The 16,897-nt window shown below is 73.3% G+C and carries 15 protein-coding genes; 4 read left to right on the top strand and 11 right to left on the bottom strand.

Annotated features, from left to right (window positions below):
* Positions 1-536: 536 nt before the first annotated feature.
* From PP1_RS17200 to PP1_RS17180, 5 genes are all read right to left on the bottom strand, one after another.
* Entirely contained in the window at positions 537-1,115 is a 579-nt protein-coding gene (locus PP1_RS17200; RefSeq protein ID WP_010236187.1) for an FxsA family protein, read from the bottom strand.
* Between the two features lie 29 nt (positions 1,116-1,144).
* Positions 1,145-2,713 carry a dihydrolipoamide acetyltransferase family protein gene (locus tag PP1_RS17195; RefSeq protein WP_075314863.1) on the bottom strand — a complete coding sequence of 523 codons (1,569 nt, stop codon included), beginning with the start codon at positions 2,711-2,713 and terminating at the stop codon, positions 1,145-1,147.
* A gap of 10 nt (positions 2,714-2,723) precedes the next feature.
* Complete coding sequence (locus PP1_RS17190) at positions 2,724-3,698, bottom strand: alpha-ketoacid dehydrogenase subunit beta (protein ID WP_010224216.1); 975 nt, start codon at positions 3,696-3,698, stop codon at positions 2,724-2,726.
* Positions 3,698-4,888, bottom strand: coding sequence for a thiamine pyrophosphate-dependent dehydrogenase E1 component subunit alpha (locus tag PP1_RS17185; protein WP_010224214.1), 1,191 nt, complete (start codon positions 4,886-4,888; stop codon positions 3,698-3,700). Before PP1_RS17185 ends, PP1_RS17190 begins: the two co-directional genes overlap by 1 nt.
* 211 nt (positions 4,889-5,099) lie before the next feature.
* Positions 5,100-5,450: an antitoxin gene (locus tag PP1_RS17180; protein WP_010224212.1), complete on the bottom strand. Its 351-nt coding sequence runs from the start codon at positions 5,448-5,450 to the stop codon at positions 5,100-5,102.
* A gap of 199 nt (positions 5,451-5,649) precedes the next feature.
* Here PP1_RS17180 and PP1_RS17175 point away from each other — a divergent pair, with 199 nt between their 5' ends.
* From PP1_RS17175 to PP1_RS17165, 3 genes are read left to right on the top strand one after another with little or no spacing between them, the layout of a single operon-like run.
* Positions 5,650-6,585, top strand: coding sequence for an ABC transporter substrate-binding protein (locus tag PP1_RS17175; RefSeq protein WP_083697402.1), 936 nt, complete (start codon positions 5,650-5,652; stop codon positions 6,583-6,585).
* Positions 6,582-7,487 carry an amino acid ABC transporter permease gene (locus tag PP1_RS17170; RefSeq protein ID WP_010232047.1) on the top strand — a complete coding sequence of 302 codons (906 nt, stop codon included), beginning with the start codon at positions 6,582-6,584 and terminating at the stop codon, positions 7,485-7,487. Before PP1_RS17175 ends, PP1_RS17170 begins: the two co-directional genes overlap by 4 nt.
* Before the next feature lie 20 nt (positions 7,488-7,507).
* Complete coding sequence (locus PP1_RS17165; protein ID WP_075315287.1) at positions 7,508-8,260, top strand: amino acid ABC transporter ATP-binding protein; 753 nt, start codon at positions 7,508-7,510, stop codon at positions 8,258-8,260.
* On the opposite strand, the gene PP1_RS17160 is transcribed toward PP1_RS17165, so the two are convergent.
* Complete coding sequence (locus PP1_RS17160) at positions 8,257-8,835, bottom strand: peroxidase-related enzyme (protein WP_010232050.1); 579 nt, start codon at positions 8,833-8,835, stop codon at positions 8,257-8,259. The genes PP1_RS17165 and PP1_RS17160 overlap by 4 nt on opposite strands.
* 111 nt (positions 8,836-8,946) lie before the next feature.
* Here PP1_RS17160 and PP1_RS17155 point away from each other — a divergent pair, with 111 nt between their 5' ends.
* Entirely contained in the window at positions 8,947-9,291 is a 345-nt protein-coding gene (locus PP1_RS17155; RefSeq protein ID WP_010232052.1) for a DUF3024 domain-containing protein, read from the top strand.
* Between the two features lie 18 nt (positions 9,292-9,309).
* On the opposite strand, the gene PP1_RS17150 is transcribed toward PP1_RS17155, so the two are convergent.
* The 5 genes from PP1_RS17150 to PP1_RS17130 all read right to left on the bottom strand — a co-directional run bounded on the left by PP1_RS17150 (position 9,310) and on the right by PP1_RS17130 (position 16,793).
* On the bottom strand, positions 9,310-11,352 hold the full coding sequence (locus PP1_RS17150) for a hypothetical protein (protein ID WP_075314865.1): 2,043 nt from the start codon (positions 11,350-11,352) through the stop codon (positions 9,310-9,312).
* Between the two features lie 325 nt (positions 11,353-11,677).
* Entirely contained in the window at positions 11,678-11,857 is a 180-nt protein-coding gene (locus PP1_RS17145) for a YbdD/YjiX family protein (RefSeq protein WP_010241913.1), read from the bottom strand.
* Positions 11,854-14,055 (bottom strand): carbon starvation CstA family protein, encoded by a 2,202-nt coding sequence (locus PP1_RS17140; protein ID WP_010241911.1) that lies wholly within the window; start codon positions 14,053-14,055, stop codon positions 11,854-11,856. Before PP1_RS17140 ends, PP1_RS17145 begins: the two co-directional genes overlap by 4 nt.
* A gap of 200 nt (positions 14,056-14,255) precedes the next feature.
* On the bottom strand, positions 14,256-16,082 hold the full coding sequence (locus tag PP1_RS17135) for a phosphoenolpyruvate carboxykinase (GTP) (RefSeq protein ID WP_010241910.1): 1,827 nt from the start codon (positions 16,080-16,082) through the stop codon (positions 14,256-14,258).
* A gap of 363 nt (positions 16,083-16,445) precedes the next feature.
* Positions 16,446-16,793 carry a hypothetical protein gene (locus PP1_RS17130; protein WP_010241909.1) on the bottom strand — a complete coding sequence of 116 codons (348 nt, stop codon included), beginning with the start codon at positions 16,791-16,793 and terminating at the stop codon, positions 16,446-16,448.
* Positions 16,794-16,897: the final 104 nt, after the last annotated feature.

Below are 16,897 nucleotides of genomic sequence, written 5' to 3'. Positions count from 1 at the left end.
ACGGTGCCTCTTCTGCGAATTCGCTTCCCCAGGCAGCGATTCCACGGAAAGGGTCACCACCCGGCCCGGCCGCCACCATCCGCATTGTTCACGGAACGTGACTGCTCACCGCGCCGGTCCCGGTTCCGGGGACCCCGGCCCGGCGATCCGGGAACGGTCGGTGCGTACCCGCGGGGTGAATCACATCGCTGTCGTCACGATCCGGTGGCCTCGGCCGGTGAGCCTTCCGTGACCTGCGACGACCGGCGACACTTCACATCGGGACGATCCGGTCGCCCCGCCCCGCCCCGGAAGGAAGTGCCGTGAACCGACGTCGTGGACGGCACCGCGCCACCGAGACGCACCACTCCACACTGCGGATGCGCCCGATCACTCAGCGTTCGACGACCCAGCGTCGCCGACCGTTGGACGGGCTGCGCAGTCTCCTCGCCGGAGCCCGGCCCGGCTGGTGATCGTCGGCGGGGGTGGCCCCGACCGCCCCCGCCGTACTCCCGGCCCCGTGCCGCCCCGTGCCGCCCCGTGCCGCCCCGTGCCGCTCAGCGGTCCCGGCGGTCCCCACCGTCGACGATCTCGCCCTCGACGACCTCGCCGTCGACGACCGGCCCGGTGATCCTCGGCGGAACGGCGCCCGGCCGGCGGCGCTCCTCCGTGACGGTGTCGCCGTCCACCACGGTCTCGCCGTCGACGACGGTCGCGCCGTACCGGATCCGCGCGGTGCGCAGGCCCGGGGCGGCACGCTCCGCCGCGGCCACCATGCGGCGCCGGGCGAGTGCGCGGGTCGGCGGGAACACCAGCGCCAGGCCGAGCACGTCGGTGATCAGGCCCGGTACGAAGAGCAGGACACCGCCGATCGCGATGAGCAGGCCGTCGGTCGCCTCCTCGTGCGCCAGCTTCCCGCGCTGCACCGCGGTGGCCAGCGCGCGGGCGGCGCGGGCACCCTCACTGCGGGCGAGCAGCAGACCGAGCACCGAACCGGCGAGCAGGACGAGCAACGTCCAGCCCAGCCCGATCCAGGCGATCAGCCCGGCGATCGCCACCACCTCGAGCACGACGTAGAGCAGCACGAACGGCATGCCCGTAGAACGCACGAGCACGCCGTTCTGCTCCCGGATCACCCGAATTCTCCGGAACGATCACATATCGATCACCAGGTGAAGGCGATACCGGGATCCTCGAGCAGCGACCCGACGTCGGCCAGGAACCGGGATCCCTCGGCCCCGTCGACGAGCCGGTGGTCGAACGACAGCGCCAGCCGGCACACCGTGCGGACGGCCAGCTCGCCGTCGACCACCCACGGTGCCGGCTTGATCGAGCCGACGGCCAGGATCGCGGCCTCGCCGGGGTTCAGGATCGGCGTACCGGTGTCGACCCCGAAGACCCCCACGTTCGTGATCGTGAAGGTGCCGCCGACCAGGTCCGCCGGGGCCGTCTTCCCGGCCCGGGCGGTCTCGGTCAGCGTGCCCAGCGCCTCGGCCGTCCCGCGGAGGTCGAGCAGGTCGGCGTCGCGGATCTTGGGCACGACCAGGCCGCGCGGGGTCGCTGCGGCGATCCCGAGCTGCACGCGCTCGTAGTAGACGATCTCACCGGCGCGCTCGTCCCAGCTGGCGTTCACCGCGGGGGTGCGGCCCGCCGCGAGGCAGGCCGCCTTCGCGACGAACGCGAGCGGGGTCAGCCGGACCCCGGTGAACTCCCGGGAGGACCTCAGGCGCTCGCGCAGCGCCATGGTCGCGGTGACGTCGACGTCGAGGAACTCCGTGACGTGCGGGGCGGTGAACGCGCTGGACACCATCGCGGCCGCGGTCGCCTTGCGGACGCCGCGGATCGGCTCGCGCCGGTCCCCGGCCCCGGCCGGGCGGGCCGCCGCGGCCGGCGGCGGCGCAGCCGGCGGCACGGCGGCGGGCGCGGCTGCGGCCGGCGCGGGTGCGGCGGGCGCGGCTGCGGCGGGCGACGCGGCCGTCGACGACCCACCGGCGGGCACCGCGGCGGGCACGGCGGTGGATGCCGCCGCGGCGCGGACGTCGTCCCGGGAGATCCGGCCGTGCGCCCCGGTACCCGCGACCGTCTGCAGGTCGACGCCGAGTTCGCGGGCCAGCAGCCGGACCGGCGGCGGGGCGAGCGGCACGAGCCCGGCCGTCGGCCCGCTCGCGGTCCCGGTCGCGGTCCCGGTCGCGGTTCCGGTCGCGGTTCCGGTCGCGGTTCCGGTCGCGGTTCCGGTCGCGGTCGCCTCGGCACGGACCTCGGCCGCCTCGTCGGGCCCCACCGCGGCGGCCGCCGCGGCCCCGGCCGGCGCCTCCGCCGGGGCAGGTGCGGTCCCGGCGTCGCCGCCGCCCGCGCCCCGCCGCGGCCGGCGCTTCACCGCACCCTGCCGCGGCCCGTAGCCGACGAGCGTCGCGATCCGGCCGTCCTTCCCGGCCTCGCCGATCTTCGCGCCATCCTCATCCGGCGGCCCGGCCCCGCCGGCCGGCGCACCGGATCCCGCGGTGTCGATCGCGATGATGGGCGTACCCACCTCGACGGTCGCCCCCGGCTCGGCCAGCAGCTCGCCGACCGTCCCGGCCCACGGTGACGGCAGCTCGACCGCGGCCTTCGCCGTCTCGATCTCCACGACCACGTCGTTCACCGCGACGGTGTCGCCGGGCGACACCCGCCACGCGACGATCTCGGCCTCGGTCAGTCCCTCGCCCACGTCGGGCAGGTTGAACAGCTCACGCATCCTCAGGTCCTCACCAGGCCAGCGAACGGTCGACGGCGTCGAGCACCCGGTCCAGGTCGGGCAGGAACTCGTCCTCCAGCCGCGACGGCGGGTACGGGGTGTCGAACCCCGTCACCCGCAGCACCGGGGCCTCCAGCGAGAAGAAGCACTCCTGCTGGATCCGGGCGGCGACCTCGGAGGTGATCGACGACTCGGACGGTGCCTCGGACACCACGACCAGCCGGCCGGTCCGGCGCACCGACTCGGCGACCGGCCCCAGGTCCAGCGGCGACAGCGTCCGCAGGTCGATCACCTCGAGGTCCTGGCCGTCCTCGGCGGCCGCGGTGGCGGCGTCGAGGCAGGTCTTCACCATCGGGCCGTAGGTGGCGAGGGTCAGCGCCGAACCGGGCCGGACGACCCGCGCGGAGTGCAGCGGCGGTGCCGCGCCGAGGTCGGTGTCGATCTCGCCCTTCTCCCAGTACCGGCGCTTCGGCTCGAAGAAGATCACCGGGTCGTCGGAGAGGATCGCCTGCTGGATCATCCAGTGCGCGTCGGCCGGGTTCGAGCATGCCACCACCTTCAGCCCCGCGACGTGCGCGAACAGCGACTCCGGGGACTCCGAGTGGTGCTCGACCGCGCCGATCCCGCCGCCGAACGGGATCCGGACGACGACGGGGACCGGGACCGCGCCCTGCGTCCGGTACCGGAGCTTCGCGAGCTGGGAGACGATCTGGTCGTAGCCGGGGAAGACGAAGCCGTCGAACTGGATCTCGCAGACCGGCCGGAACCCGCGCACCGCGAGCCCGACGGCAGCGCCGATGATCCCGGACTCGGACAGCGGGGTGTCGAGCACGCGCTGCTCGCCGAAGTCCTTCTGGAGCCCGTCGGTGATCCGGAAGACGCCGCCGAGCCGGCCGACGTCCTCACCCATGACCAGGACCTTCGGGTCACGCTCCATCGCGGCGCGCAGTCCGTCGTTGAGCGCCTTGGCCAGCGTGGTCGCCATCAGGACGCCTCCTCGCCGGTGAAGGACGCGTGGTACTCCAGGTACTCGTCGCGCTGGCCGTCGACCTGCGGCGAAGCCTGCGCGTAGACCTCGGAGAACATGCGCTCCGGGCCGGGCTGCGGCATCGACCGGCAGAACGCGCGCAGGCGCTCGCCGAGCGCGTCCGCCTCGCCGTCGACGCCGTCGAAGAACTCCGGCTCGACGCCGTGCCGGCGCGTCAGGTGCACCCGGACCCGCTCGATCGGGTCCTTGAGCTTCCACAGCTCGACCTCGTCGGCGAGCCGGTAGCGGGTGGCGTCGTCGGAGGTGGTGTGCGAGTCCATCCGGTAGGTGAAGGCCTCGATCAGGACGGGGCCGTTGCCCGTGCGGCACTCCTCGAGCGCCCAGCGGGTGACGGCCAGGCAGGCGAGCACGTCGTTGCCGTCGACCCGGACGCCGGGGAAGCCGTAACCGCGGGCGCGCTGGTAGAGCGGCACCCGGGTCTGCCGGTCCAGCGGCACCGAGATCGCCCACTGGTTGTTCTGGCAGAAGAAGACCAGCGGGGCGTCGTACGCGGCGGCCCAGACGAAGCCCTCGTGGACGTCGCCCTGGCTGGTCGCGCCGTCGCCGAAGTAGCAGATGGTGGCCTCACCCGTCTCCGGGTCGCCCACCTTCGACTCGAACCGCTGGCCCATGGCGTACCCGGCGGCGTTCAGGCACTGGTTGCCGATGACGATCGTGTACGGGTGGAAGCGCTTCCCCGTGAAGTCCCAGCCGCCGTGGTCGGTGCCGCGGAAGATCCCGAGCAGCTCGGTCGGGTCGACGCCCCGGGTCCAGGCGACGCCGTGCTCGCGGTAGCTGGGGAAGCACATGTCGGTCGGGCGCAGCGCGCGCCCGGAGCCGACCTGGGCGGCCTCCTGCCCGAGCAGCGGCACCCAGATCCCCAGCTCGCCCTGACGCTGCAGCGAGTTGCCCTCGCGGTCGGCCCGGCGGACGAGGACCAGGTCCCGGTAGAGCGACTTCAGGTCGTCGACGGTGATGTCGTCGGCGTAGCGGTCGAACCGCTCGTCCGGCACCCGCTCACCCTCCGGGGTCAGCAGCTGGACGAGCTCGGCGCCGCCCTCGTCGACCCCCTTCAGACCGGCGACGACCTGGTTCGGGCTGGGGCGTGACCGCGGATCGGTCGGTACCCACGCCTGCGGTTCCTGCACGGCGTACCTCCTCGGGGGTCACCCGGGCCGGGGTACCGGCCGGATGGTTCTTCCGCCGTGACCCGCACGGGTGGGCGGGCCAGGGACGCGCCGTCGCGTCACCGCCGATCCTGGCACGGGAGCGGGCGCCGGGGACAGGAGAGCCGCCCGTGGTGTCCACACACGACGGCCCCGGCACCGCGCGCGGTGCCGGGGCCGGACGCCGGGGGTCTCAGGAGCCCTGCTGCCCCGGCGACGGCGGCGGGAACGCCGGCGGCTGCTGCGGGTTCGGCGTGGTCGGCTGCCCGTTGCCCTGGACCGGCGGGTTGCCCGGGCGGCCCGGGGCCGGCGGCGTGGTGCCGGGGGCTCCGTAGCCGAAGCCCGGCTGCGGGATGCCGGCCGCGTCCTTGGCCTTGCGCGCGGCGCCCGAGATCTGGTTCGTGTACTTGCCCCTGGTCTGCTTGTCCACGAACTGGGCGGCGGAGTCCAGGGCCTTGCCGGCCTTGTCCGGGTTGGACCGGGCGTAGCGGCGGGCGGCCTCCACGGCACCGGCGAGGACGGTGAGTCGTCGGATCAGGGACATCGTGTCTGGACCTCCGTGACGGGGCGCGGCTCCTCGAGGGGCCGCGGGCTCGCGTGTCTCGTCGAACCCACGGTAGGGGAACGCGTGCCCGGCGGCAGGAAGTTCCCCGCCCGGACGGCCCGACCGACGGTGGTGGGACCGGGCGGTGGCACGATCGTGCCGTTCCGAGCACGTCCGGTTCGACCGTCTGGACCACACGATGACCCGTCTGCGACGCCGTCGCGCACGCCCGTTCGCCGGGCTCGCCGTCGCCGCCGTGCTGGCGCTGGCCGGTTGCGGGGTCGGCGGTGACGGCAGCGGCGGGCGCGACCCGGCCGCGGGCGCCGGCGTCGCCCCGGGGTCGGACACGCCGCTGCCCGCGGTGGCCCGCGACGACGCCCTCGCCGCACGCGTCCCGGCGGCGGTCCGCGCCGACGGCGTGCTCACCGTCGGCGTCGAACCGACGTACCCGCCGAACGAGTTCACCGCGCCGGACGGCTCGACCGTCGTCGGGATGAGCGTGGACCTCGGCACCGCGGTCGCCGCGAAGCTCGGCCTCGGTGTCCGGTACGAGACCGGCCAGTTCTCCGGGATCATCCCCGGCGTGCAGGGCGGCCGGTACGAGGCCGGGATGTCGTCGTTCACGATCAACCCGGAGCGGTCCGGGGTGGTCGACATGGTGTCGTACTTCTCGGCCGGGACGAGCCTGGTCGTCGCGGCCGGGAACCCGGAGGGCATCACCCCGGACGACCTGTGCGGGCGCCCGGTCGGGGTGCAGGCCGGGACGACCCAGACCGAGGAGATCGTGGGCCGGGACGAGGCGTGCGTCGCCGCCGGGCGGGAGCCGATCCGGGTGACGGAGCTGCTGGCCCAGACCGACGTGACGCTGGCACTCGTCGCGAACCGGGTGGACGCGATGCTGGCGGACTCGCCGGTCGCGTCCTACGCGGTGACGCAGTCGCGCGGCACCACCGAGATCGTCGGACGGCCCTACGACACCGCGCCGTACGGGATCGTCCTCCCGAAGGACGGGGAGCTGAGCGACCCGGTGCGCGCGGCACTGCAGGAGCTGATCGACGACGGCACCTACCGGCGGATCCTCGACCGCTGGAACGTCGGCGACGGCGCGATCACGACCTCGGAGGTCGGCCGATGACATCGCCCGGGGCCCGTCCGGAGCCACGCGACGCCGTTCCCGTCCGGCACCCGCTGCGCTGGGTCGCGGTCGCGGTGCTCGCCGTGCTGGCGTCGATGCTGGTCAACACGCTGCTCACCAACGAGAACTTCCGCTGGGGCACGGTCGGCGAGTACCTGTTCTCCGAGCCCGTGCTCAACGGCCTGCGCAACACCCTGGTGCTGACGGCGCTGTCGATGGCGATCGGTATCGCGGGCGGGATCGGGCTGGCCGTGATGCGGCTGTCGCCGAACCCGGTGCTCAGCTCGGTCGCCGCCGTCTACCTCTGGGTGTTCCGCGGGACGCCGCTGATCGCGCAGCTCCTGTTCTGGTACTTCCTCTCCGCGCTCTACCCGCGACTGTCGCTGGGGATCCCGTTCGGGCCGGAGTTCGTCGTCGTCGACACGAACACGCTGATCAGCCCGTTCGCCGCGGCCCTGCTGGGGCTCGGGCTGAACGAGGCCGCGTACATGGCCGAGATCGTGCGGTCCGGGATCCAGTCGGTCGACGGCGGCCAGTCCGAGGCGGCCGGGGCGCTCGGCATGACCCGCGCCCAGACGCTGCGCCGGGTGGTGTTGCCGCAGGCGATGCGGGTGATCGTCCCGCCGACCGGCAACGAGACGATCGGCATGCTGAAGACGACGTCGCTGGTGGTCGTCATCGGGTACCTGGAGCTGCTCACCTCGGTACAGCGGATCTACTCGGCGAACTTCGAGGTCATCCCGCTGCTGATCGTGGCGGCCGCCTGGTACCTGGTGCTCACGTCGCTGCTGACGGTCGGGCAGCGCGCCGTCGAGCGCCGGTTCGGGCGCGGTGTCGCCGCGGGTGCCCCGGGCCCGTCGCTGCTGCGGAAGCTGGCCGGGACGAGCGGAGGTGCGTCGTGAGCGACACCGTGGGCACGCCGATGGTGCAGATCGAGGACGTCGGCAAGAGCTTCGGCGACGTCGAGGTGCTGCGCGGCGTCGACCTGGTGGTCGAGCCGGGCCAGGTGTGCTGCGTGATCGGGCCGTCCGGCTCGGGCAAGTCGACGCTGCTGCGCTGCATCAACCACCTGGAGCGCATCGACACCGGACGACTGCGGGTGAACGGCGCGCTGATGGGCCTGGAGGAGCGGGGCGGACGGCTGCACCGGCTCTCCGAGGCCGCGCTGGGCCGGCAGCGCCGGGACATCGGGATGGTGTTCCAGCGCTTCCACCTGTTCCCGCACCGCACGGCGGTGGAGAACGTCATGGAGGCACCGGTCGTCGTCCGCGGCCGGAAGCGGGCCGACGCCCGCCGGGACGCCCAGGAGCTCCTGGAACGCGTCGGCCTCACCGACCGCGCCGACGCCTACCCCGCCCAGCTCTCCGGCGGGCAGCAGCAACGGGTCGCGATCGCCCGCGCGCTGGCCATGCGGCCGTCGCTGATGCTGTTCGACGAACCGACCTCGGCGCTTGACCCGGAGCTCGTCGGGGAGGTGCTCGACGTGATGCGCGAGCTCGCGCGCGACGGCATGACGATGGTCGTCGTGACGCACGAGATGGGGTTCGCCCGCGAGGTCGGCGACACACTGGTGTTCATGGACGAGGGCCGGATCGTCGAGGCCGGGGACCCGCGCGCGGTGCTCTCCGACCCGCAGGAGGAGCGCACCCGCGCGTTCCTGTCGAAGGTGCTCTAGCGGGGCTGCCTGCCCATCAGGAAGAACTCCGGGTTCGGGCGCAGCGCGGTGAGGTGCGCGAGCCGGTTCGACATCGCGAACAGTGCCGTGATCGCGCCGACGTCCCAGATCTCGTCGTCGGTCAGGCCTGCGGCGCGGGCGTCGTCGAGGTCGGCCTCGGTGAGTGCCTCGGACTGCCGGGCGATCAGCAGCGCAAGGTCGACGATCCCGCGCTCGCGCTCGGAGAGCTCCACCGCGTACGGGTTCGTCGCGACCCGGTCCGCGATCTCCGGGTCCTTGTAGCGGATCCGCAGGATCGCGCCGTGGGCGACGACGCAGTAGGTGCAGTGGTTCGCCCCCGAGGTCGCGACGACGACCAGCTCCCGCTCGGCCCGGGACAGTCCGTCGTCCGAGTCCATCAGCGCGTCGTGGTAGTCCAGGAACGCCCGCAGCTCCCGCGGACGGCGGCCCAGCGCGCGGAAGACGTTCGGGACGAAACCCGACCTCTCCGCGATCGCGCCGATCCGTTCCGCCAGGTCCGGCGGGAGACCGTCGAGTTCGACGTGCCCGAACCGGCTCACCTCGTGCTCTGCCATACCGCGGACGGTAGTGCCTCGACCGGCCGCGACGCGGCGCCCGGCCGTCCGGTGGGACGGGACGGTCCCCCGGGGTTGGCGCGCCCACCCCGATCCGGGACCATGCGCGCCATGGGAGTTCCGGAGCAGGTACGCGAGCAACTCGCGGCGTGGTGCGCGGAGCTGGTGCCCGCAGGGGAACGTGACCGGCGGCGGATCGGCTACACGACCGCCGGCGACGTCGTCACCATCCTCGACCGGCGGCCGCCCGCCTTCCCCGAGCTGGGAGCGGCGTGGGCGTCGACGGCGTTGGCGCAGCTGCGCGCCGACGACCCGGAGGCGGGCAGCTGGACCCTCTACATCCCGGCCGCACCCGGCTCCCGCGGACGCTGGGAACGGGTGCGGCCACCGGCCGCGGACCCGTTCGAGCTGCTGGACCGGATCGCCGACAGCATCCGCGCGGTCGGCTCGGGCTGAGCCCGGCCGGGCCCGGGGTCAGCTCCGCTCGGTACCGCGCCGGGCCGGGGCCATCGCCGACGGCGCCGACGGGCGGCTCTCGCCACCGGCGGCCGGGGGACCGGTCCGCGGGGCCGGCACCGCCGGGGCGGACACGATGTCGGCGACGCCGGCCCCGTCCGGGACCGACGACTCCGGGGGGACGGCCGGGACCGGCACGTCGGCGACCGGCACCTCGGCGCCGGTGCCGGACGACTCGCCGGCCGGTGTGCCGGTGCCGCGCAGGAACCGCGCCGACGCCTGGTTGAGCACCTCGAGCAGGGTCGTCCCGGACGACTCGGCACGCGGCTCGTCCCCGACGACGGCGAGCATCCGCGGCGCGGCCGCGGTCAGCAGCAGGCCGTCGGCCTGCAGCGCCCCGGCCCCCAGCACGACGACCAGGTCGGCCGAGTCCGCCGACGGCAGGTTCCGGAGCAGGTCGTCGCTGCCCGCCACGTGCAGCAGCCCGAAGCCGGGCACCTCCGCCGCGCCGTCGGCCGCCCAGGCCTGCGCCAGGTCCGGGTGCGACGCCGACAGCTCACCCAGCAGCCGCTGCAGCTCGTCGCGGTCCAGCATCTCCCGGCGGGCGCGACCCAGTTCCTCCAGCGCCGCCGCGTAGGCCTCCGCGTCGTGCCGGCGCAGCGCCGCGACGACCGCGGTGTGCTCGGGGGCGGTCGCGTCGAACGGCACCGCGGCCTCGCACCGGAGCGCGAGGCGCTCGAGCTCGTCCGCGGCCTCGGCCGGGTCACCGTGCTCGTCGTAGTCGACGATGGCCCGAGCCACCCGCTCGGCGGCGGCCAGGTCGGGGACCGAGACCGGCGAGTCCTGCTGCAGGAACAGCACGTCGTGCCGCAGCGCCCCGACGGACCGGGCGGCGGCGGCGATCTTGTCCAGCGCGTCGACGAGACCGGGCAGGTCCTGCGGCGAGCGGGGGACGGGGAGGCCGAGCACCGAGCACAGCCGGGCGATCTCGTCGTCGCGCCGGGCGAGGTGCAGGTGCTGGGAGACGGTGGCGATCTGGTCGTAGGTCTGCGGGGCCGCGCCGTCGAGGCGGAAGCCGCGCAGCAACGGCTCGGCCTCCTTCTGCTCCTGCGGCTTGAAGTACGAGCGGCTGCGCCCGCCGCTGTCGAGGAAGTCGAGGTAGCGGCGGATCGTGACGTCGCCGCCCTCGGGCAGCGGCTCCACCACCTCGACGCGCGCACCGCTCGCGAGGCGGGCCCGGTCGTCGCGCTGGCGGGCGGCGAGGCCCTGCAGCGACTCGAACTCGGCCCGCAGCCCGCTGTGCACCAGCCGACCGGCGACGCCCTGCAACCGGTCGGCGTCGGGAGCCCCGGTCAGGGTCTCCAGCGACGCGAGCGCGCACCGCGCGACCTGGGTGACCGCGGCCCGCCGGTCGATCTCGAGATCGCGCAGCAGCCCGGGCACGATGCGGGCCTCACCGGAGGCGCCGGTGTCGGTGCCGTCGACCACCCGGTTCGCCCGGTCGCAACAGCCCGCGACGTCGGCCGGGCCGGGCAGCGCGTCCTCCGGCGGGAGCTGCTGGCCGGCGCGGCCGTACCGGTCGACGCCGGCGGTCGCGAGCAGCCTGCGGAGCCGCCGCAGCTCGGTCGAGGGGAGTGCCGGCAGCCGGTCGACGACCCGGCCGGCGACGTCCGCGGGCAGCGCGGCGCGCACCGCGCCGAGCCGCTCGGCCTGCGCACCGGTCAGGAGGACCCGCATGCCGTAGCCGGTCAGGTCGGCGAGCGCGCGGGCCAGCTCGGCCGGACCGGCCTCGGACAGGACGACCAGCGGCTCCTCGGAGACCGCACCGAGCAGAGTCTCCTCGTCCTCGTCGCCACGCCGCTGACGCGGCGGGACGGGGGACTCCAGCGCACCGGCCAGGGTGCGGATACCTGCGGGGACCCGGCCGTCGTGCACCTCGTCGACGATCCGCGACCGAGCCGCCCCGGTCGCCGGTCCACCCCGGCCGCTGCCCGCCAGTCGTTCCACGAACGCGACGAGAGCCTCCGGGTCCGTGCCCTCGGACACCCGGACATCCAGCATCGCGCCTCACACCTCCGCCGTAACCAGCATTCCCGCACCGAGGACGGCGCTCACGGTGTGTATCGCCGTGGAGCGCGCGGCGTTCCGTCCCGCCGCGTGCTCCGTTCCGGGCCGAACCGGATCTCGTCACGATCAGCGACGAGGCCTCGACCCGAACGGGACACCGCGGGATCGGTCCGGTCCCCTCCAGAGGCTACCTGTCACATCGTCACGCTGCGCCGATCTCTCACGACATCACGCAACGACGCCACACGCGCAGCCTCCGCGCACCACCCTGAGTGACAGCTGTACAGGGCACACTGCTCCGAGAGAGTGAAATCCCCCGTCAGCAACACCGGGCGGACGGAACCCGGTCCTGGCGGTCGGTCCGTTCCCGCCAGAAGGCACGCTCGGACAGCACCGGCGCGCCCGGATGGTGACGTGCCCGGTGCTCCAGGTAGCGCTCGTAGTCCCGCTCCCCGGCCAGCTCGCGCACGAACCGCCAGAGCGACCGCAGCCGGCTCATCCGCCCGTCCCGCTCTCGCTGAGCTCGCGCTCCCGCGCCCGCTCCTCCCGGGTCGGTACCAGACCCGACGGTGCCCAGATCCGCGACTCGACGTACGGGTCCTCGGTGCCGCTGCGCAGCGGGCGCCCGCGCAGGGCCGCGATCCACACCCGGACCGAGTCGGCCAGCACGACGACGATGAGGACCGCGAACAGCGCGGTGAGAGCGGTGTCGAGGGTCGTGTTGAACACGACCTGCTGCATGTCCTCCACCGACTTCGCGGTGCCCATGCTGGTCTTCCCGGCGTCGAGCGCGTCCTGGTACTGCGTCCGCTGCGCCCAGAAGCCGAGCTTCGGGTTGTCCGAGAAGATCTTCTGGTAGCTCGCGGTCAGTGTCACCGCCGCGTCGAACACCAGCGGGACCAGCGTGATCCAGGCGTACCGGGCGCGTCCCGTCTTGATCAGCAGGGTCGTGCAGACCGCCAGCGCGACGGCGGCGAGCAGCTGGTTCGCGATGCCGAACAGCGGGAAGAGCTGGTGGATGCCGCCCAGCGGGTCGTTCACCCCGGCGTAGAGCAGGTAGCCCCAGGCACCGACGATCACCGCACTGGACAGCCATGCGGCCGGCTTCCAGCTCGTGTCGGCGAACCGCGGCCAGACGTTGCCGACGGTGTCCTGCAGCATGAAGCGCCCGACCCGGGTGCCGGCGTCCACCGTGGTGAGGATGAACAGCGCCTCGAACATGATCGCGAAGTGGTACCAGAAGGCCCGCAGCGCGTCGCCGCCGAAGACCTCGGAGAACACGGTCGACAGGCCGACCGCCAGGGTCGGGGCGCCGCCGGAGCGGCCGACCAGCGTCTGTTCCTCGACAGCCGACGCCGCCGCGGCGAGGTCCGCGGGCGAGATCGTGAACCCGATCTGCTGCACCGCCGCCGACGCCGACTCCACCGTCGGCCCGAGCACGGTGGCCGGCATGTTCATCGCGAAGTACAGGCCGGGGTCGAGGATGCAGGCCGCGGCGAGCGCCATGATCGCGACGAACGACTCCGTGAGCATCGCCCCGTAGCCGATCACCCGGACCTGGGACTCCTTCTGGATCAGCTTGGGCGTCGTGCCGGACGCGACGAGCGCGTGGAAGCCGGACAGCGCACCACAGGCGATCGTGATGAACACGAACGGGAACAGCGAGCCCGCCGAGACCGGGCCGAGCCCGTCCGAGGCGAACCGGGTCAGCGGCGCCATCTGCAGCGTCGGCCAGGCCAGCACGATCGACGCGGCCAGCAGCACGACGACGCCGACCTTCATGAACGACGACAGGTAGTCCCGTGGCGCCAGCAGCATCCACACCGGCAGCACCGACGCGGCGAAGCCGTAGACGACCAGTGCGAGGGTCAGCTGGTTCGCCGAGAGGTGGAAGACCTCGCCCCACGACGAGTCCTGCACCCAGCCGCCGCCGACGATCGCGAGCAGCAGCAGCGCGACCCCGAGGACCGACGCCTCGATGATCTTCCCGGGGCGCAGGTACCTCAGGTAGACGCCCATGAACAGGGCGATCGGGATCGTCATCGCCAGCGAGAACGTGCCCCACGGGGAGTCGGCCAGCGCCTGGACGACGACCAGCGCGAGCACCGCCAGCAGGATGACCATGATCGCGAGGACGGCGACGATGGCGGCGATCCCGCCGACCGGCCCGATCTCCTCGCGGGCCATCTGGCCCAGGCTGCGGCCGCCACGGCGGGTCGAGAAGAACAGCGTGACCATGTCCTGGACCGCGCCGGCGAACACGACGCCGACGATGATCCAGACCGTGCCGGGCAGGTATCCCATCTGCGCGGCCAGCACCGGCCCGACCAGCGGGCCCGCACCGGCGATCGCGGCGAAGTGGTGTCCGAACAGGACGCGCCGGTCGGTGGGCTGGTAGTCCTGCCCGTCGTCGAGGCGCTCGGCCGGGGTCGCCCGGGTGTCGTCGACCCGCAGCGCCCGGTGCGCGATCCAGCGGGAGTAGAAGCGGTAGGCGATCGCGTAGGACGCGACGGCGGCGAAGACCAGCCAGGCCGCCGAGATCTGCTCGCCCCGGACGAACGCGACGATCGCCCAGGCGACGGCACCGACGACGGCGACCGCCGTCCAGATCGCGATCTGCCTCGGGTCACGGCGCCGGGGACCGGCCGTTCCCGTGCCGGGTCCCTCGGGTTCCCGCGGCCGCTCCGTCGTGACCATGACGCCCCCTCCGTGCACCGTGCGCGACCGGTGCCCCGCCGGCGCCGGCCCGGTCGGGGACGTTACGTCGCGCAATCACGGCTGTCACCGTTGCGCGGTGTGACGTTATGGAGTCGCCGCGGAGGACCGCCCGCGGAGGGTGCGGACACACGGGAGCCCCCGGCGGCCAGTGGCCGCCGGGGGCTCCGGTGGGCTCCCGGTCAGGCGCCGAGGCGCTGCTTCAGGGCCTCGAACTCGTCGCGGATCGACGACGGCAGGTTGTCGTCACCGATCTTCTCGAACCACTCCTCGATGAGCGGGATCTCGGCCTTCCACTCCTCGACGTCGACGGCCAGCGAGGCCTCGACGTCGGCGCGCTCGGCGTCGACGCCCTCGAGGTCGATCTGGTCGGCGGTGGGCACGAAACCGATGGGGGTCTCGACGGCGGCCGCCGAGCCCTCCAGCCGCTCGATGACCCACTTCAGGACGCGGCTGTTCTCGCCGAACCCGGGCCACAGGAAGCGGCCGTCCTCGCCACGGCGGAACCAGTTGACGTAGAAGATCTTCGGCAGCTTGCCCTCGTCGGCGCTCTTGCCGACGTTCACCCAGTGCGCGAAGTAGTCGCCGACGTTGTAGCCGAGGAACGGCAGCATGGCCATCGGGTCGCGGCGGACCTCGCCGACCTTGCCGGCCGCGGCCGCGGTCTTCTCCGACGACATGGTGGCGCCCATGAAGGTGCCGTGCTGCCAGCTGCGGGCCTCGGTGACCAGCGGGACGGTGGTCTTGCGGCGGCCGCCGAACAGGATCGCCGAGATCGGCACGCCCTTCGGGTCGTTCCACTCCGGGGCGACGACCGGGCACTGGTCGATCGGCACGGTGTAGCGGGAGTTCGGGTGCGCGGCCTTGACGCCGGAGTCGGGCGTCCAGTCGTTGCCCTTCCAGTCGGTCAGGTGCTGCGGGTCACCCTCCAGGTCCTCCCACCAGACGTCGCCGTCGTCGGTCAGCGCGACGTTGGTGAACAGCGCGTTCCCGGCCTCGATGGTGCGCATCGCGTTCGGGTTGGTCTTCCAGTTGGTGCCCGGCGCGACGCCGAAGAAGCCGAACTCGGGGTTGGTGGCGTAGAGCCTGCCGTCCTCGCCGAAGCGCATCCAGGCGATGTCGTCGCCGACGGTCTCGGCACGCCAGCCCGGGATGGTCGGCTGCAGCATCGCGAGGTTGGTCTTGCCGCAGGCGCTCGGGAACGCGGCCGCGACGTAGTACGCCTTCTCCTCCGGGCTGATCAGCTTGAGGATCAGCATGTGCTCGGCGAGCCAGCCCTCGTCGTGCGCCATGGCCGAGGCGATGCGCAGCGCGTAACACTTCTTGCCGAGCAGGGCGTTGCCGCCGTAGCCGGAGCCGTAGCTCCAGATCTCCCGGGTCTCCGGGAAGTGGCTGATGTACTTGTCCTCGTTGTGCGGCCACGGCACGTCGGCCTGGCCGTCGGCGAGCGGGGCGCCGATCGAGTGCAGCGCCTTGACCCAGCGGTCACCGGCCGCGTCGAGCAGCGGCAGGATGTCCGCGCCCATCCGGGTCATGATCCGCATGGAGATGACGACGTACTCGGAGTCGGTGATCTCGACGCCGAGCTTCGGGTCGTCCGCGTCCGTCGGGCCCATGCAGAAGGGGACGACGTAGAGGGTCCGGCCCTTCATGCTGCCGCGGTACAGCTCGGTCATCGTCCGCTTCATCTCGGCGGGGGCGACCCAGTTGTTCGTCGGCCCGGCGCCGCGCTCGGTCTCGGTGCAGATGTAGGTCCGCTCCTCGACGCGCGCGACGTCGCCCGGGTCGGACGCCGCGTAGAACGAGTTGGGCTTCTTCTCGGGGTCCAGCCGCACGATCGTGCCCTGGTCGACCAGCTGGTCGGTGAACCGCGTCCACTCCGCCTCGGACCCGTCGCACCACACGACGCGGTCCGGGGTGGCCAGCTCGGCGATCTCCTGAACCCAGGCCACGACGCCCTGGTTGGTGGTCGGTGCGCGGTCGGTACCCGGAACGGTCGCTGCAGTCATGTCGTCCTGTTCTCCTCGCCGGCCCCGGCCCGTCCTCCGGGGGAACTACTGCGAGCCCGCTACCGGAGTCGGTACGGGCCCTGACGGGAAAAGGTGTACGGCGAGGCTACCCGCGGAATCGGGACGCACCCATGGGCCTCTTTGAGAGGTCAGGCACAGCACCGATCATGTAGATCGATCCAGAACAGAATCGCGTACGCCGTCGTCGTTCCTGGTGACGGGGTTGTCACACGAACGCAACCCGGCGCGGGTGACGTATTCGCCGACGCCGCGCGACGATACGGCGGAAATGCGCGGACTCGCGTCGGGGGAAAGACACTCGTCGATCGGAACCCCGCGATTCAACGCATTCCTTGTTCCGACTTAGGCATTCGCAGTGCGTAAGGGGGTGCGGGCGGGGACGGCCGGCACCGCGGTCGGCCGGGCGAGCTCCGGCAGCATGATCGGGAGCCGGTGCGCGGTGACCTGCCAGTAGCGGGCGTCCGGGTCGGCCGCGCGCCAGGCGTCCGCGAGCCGGACGACGGCGTCCGGGTCGATGCTGCGACGCGGCCGCGGCCGCATGCCGCACCGCTCCCGGACGCCGGTGTCGAGCGCGCGCCAGGCGTCGGTGGCGGTGGAGTGCACGGACACCTCGGGCCGGCCGTCGGCGGTGCCGTCCACCGCCGCCTCCCCCAGGACCAGGGTGTAGGCGCTGACCACCTCGTACGGCACGGATCGCTCCCGGATGACGTCGGCTCCGGCGGCACGACGCGGCCGCCGCGGTCGGCCGTAGTGAACCAGCCGGGGGCACGTGTGAGCCCCGATCGGGCTACCGG

This window comes from Pseudonocardia sp. P1 (assembly GCF_000178675.2).
Lineage (GTDB): Bacteria > Actinomycetota > Actinomycetes > Mycobacteriales > Pseudonocardiaceae > Pseudonocardia.
Note: the sequence above shows the minus strand (reverse complement) of the source record. Positions and strands in the feature narration are given on the sequence as shown.

Coding starts and splice junctions, on each gene's coding strand:
- PP1_RS17195 (WP_075314863.1), bottom strand. CDS start 2,713: ATGCGTGAGCTGTTCAACCTGCCCGACGTGGGCGAGGGACTGACCGAG.
- PP1_RS17190 (WP_010224216.1), bottom strand. CDS start 3,698: ATGGCGACCACGCTGGCCAAGGCGCTCAACGACGGACTGCGCGCCGCG.
- PP1_RS17180 (WP_010224212.1), bottom strand. CDS start 5,450: ATGTCCCTGATCCGACGACTCACCGTCCTCGCCGGTGCCGTGGAGGCC.
- PP1_RS17175 (WP_083697402.1), top strand. CDS start 5,650: ATGACCCGTCTGCGACGCCGTCGCGCACGCCCGTTCGCCGGGCTCGCC.
- PP1_RS17170 (WP_010232047.1), top strand. CDS start 6,582: ATGACATCGCCCGGGGCCCGTCCGGAGCCACGCGACGCCGTTCCCGTC.
- PP1_RS17165 (WP_075315287.1), top strand. CDS start 7,508: ATGGTGCAGATCGAGGACGTCGGCAAGAGCTTCGGCGACGTCGAGGTG.
- PP1_RS17160 (WP_010232050.1), bottom strand. CDS start 8,835: ATGGCAGAGCACGAGGTGAGCCGGTTCGGGCACGTCGAACTCGACGGT.
- PP1_RS17155 (WP_010232052.1), top strand. CDS start 8,947: ATGGGAGTTCCGGAGCAGGTACGCGAGCAACTCGCGGCGTGGTGCGCG.
- PP1_RS17150 (WP_075314865.1), bottom strand. CDS start 11,352: ATGCTGGATGTCCGGGTGTCCGAGGGCACGGACCCGGAGGCTCTCGTC.
- PP1_RS17145 (WP_010241913.1), bottom strand. CDS start 11,857: ATGAGCCGGCTGCGGTCGCTCTGGCGGTTCGTGCGCGAGCTGGCCGGG.
- PP1_RS17140 (WP_010241911.1), bottom strand. CDS start 14,055: ATGGTCACGACGGAGCGGCCGCGGGAACCCGAGGGACCCGGCACGGGA.
- PP1_RS17135 (WP_010241910.1), bottom strand. CDS start 16,082: ATGACTGCAGCGACCGTTCCGGGTACCGACCGCGCACCGACCACCAAC.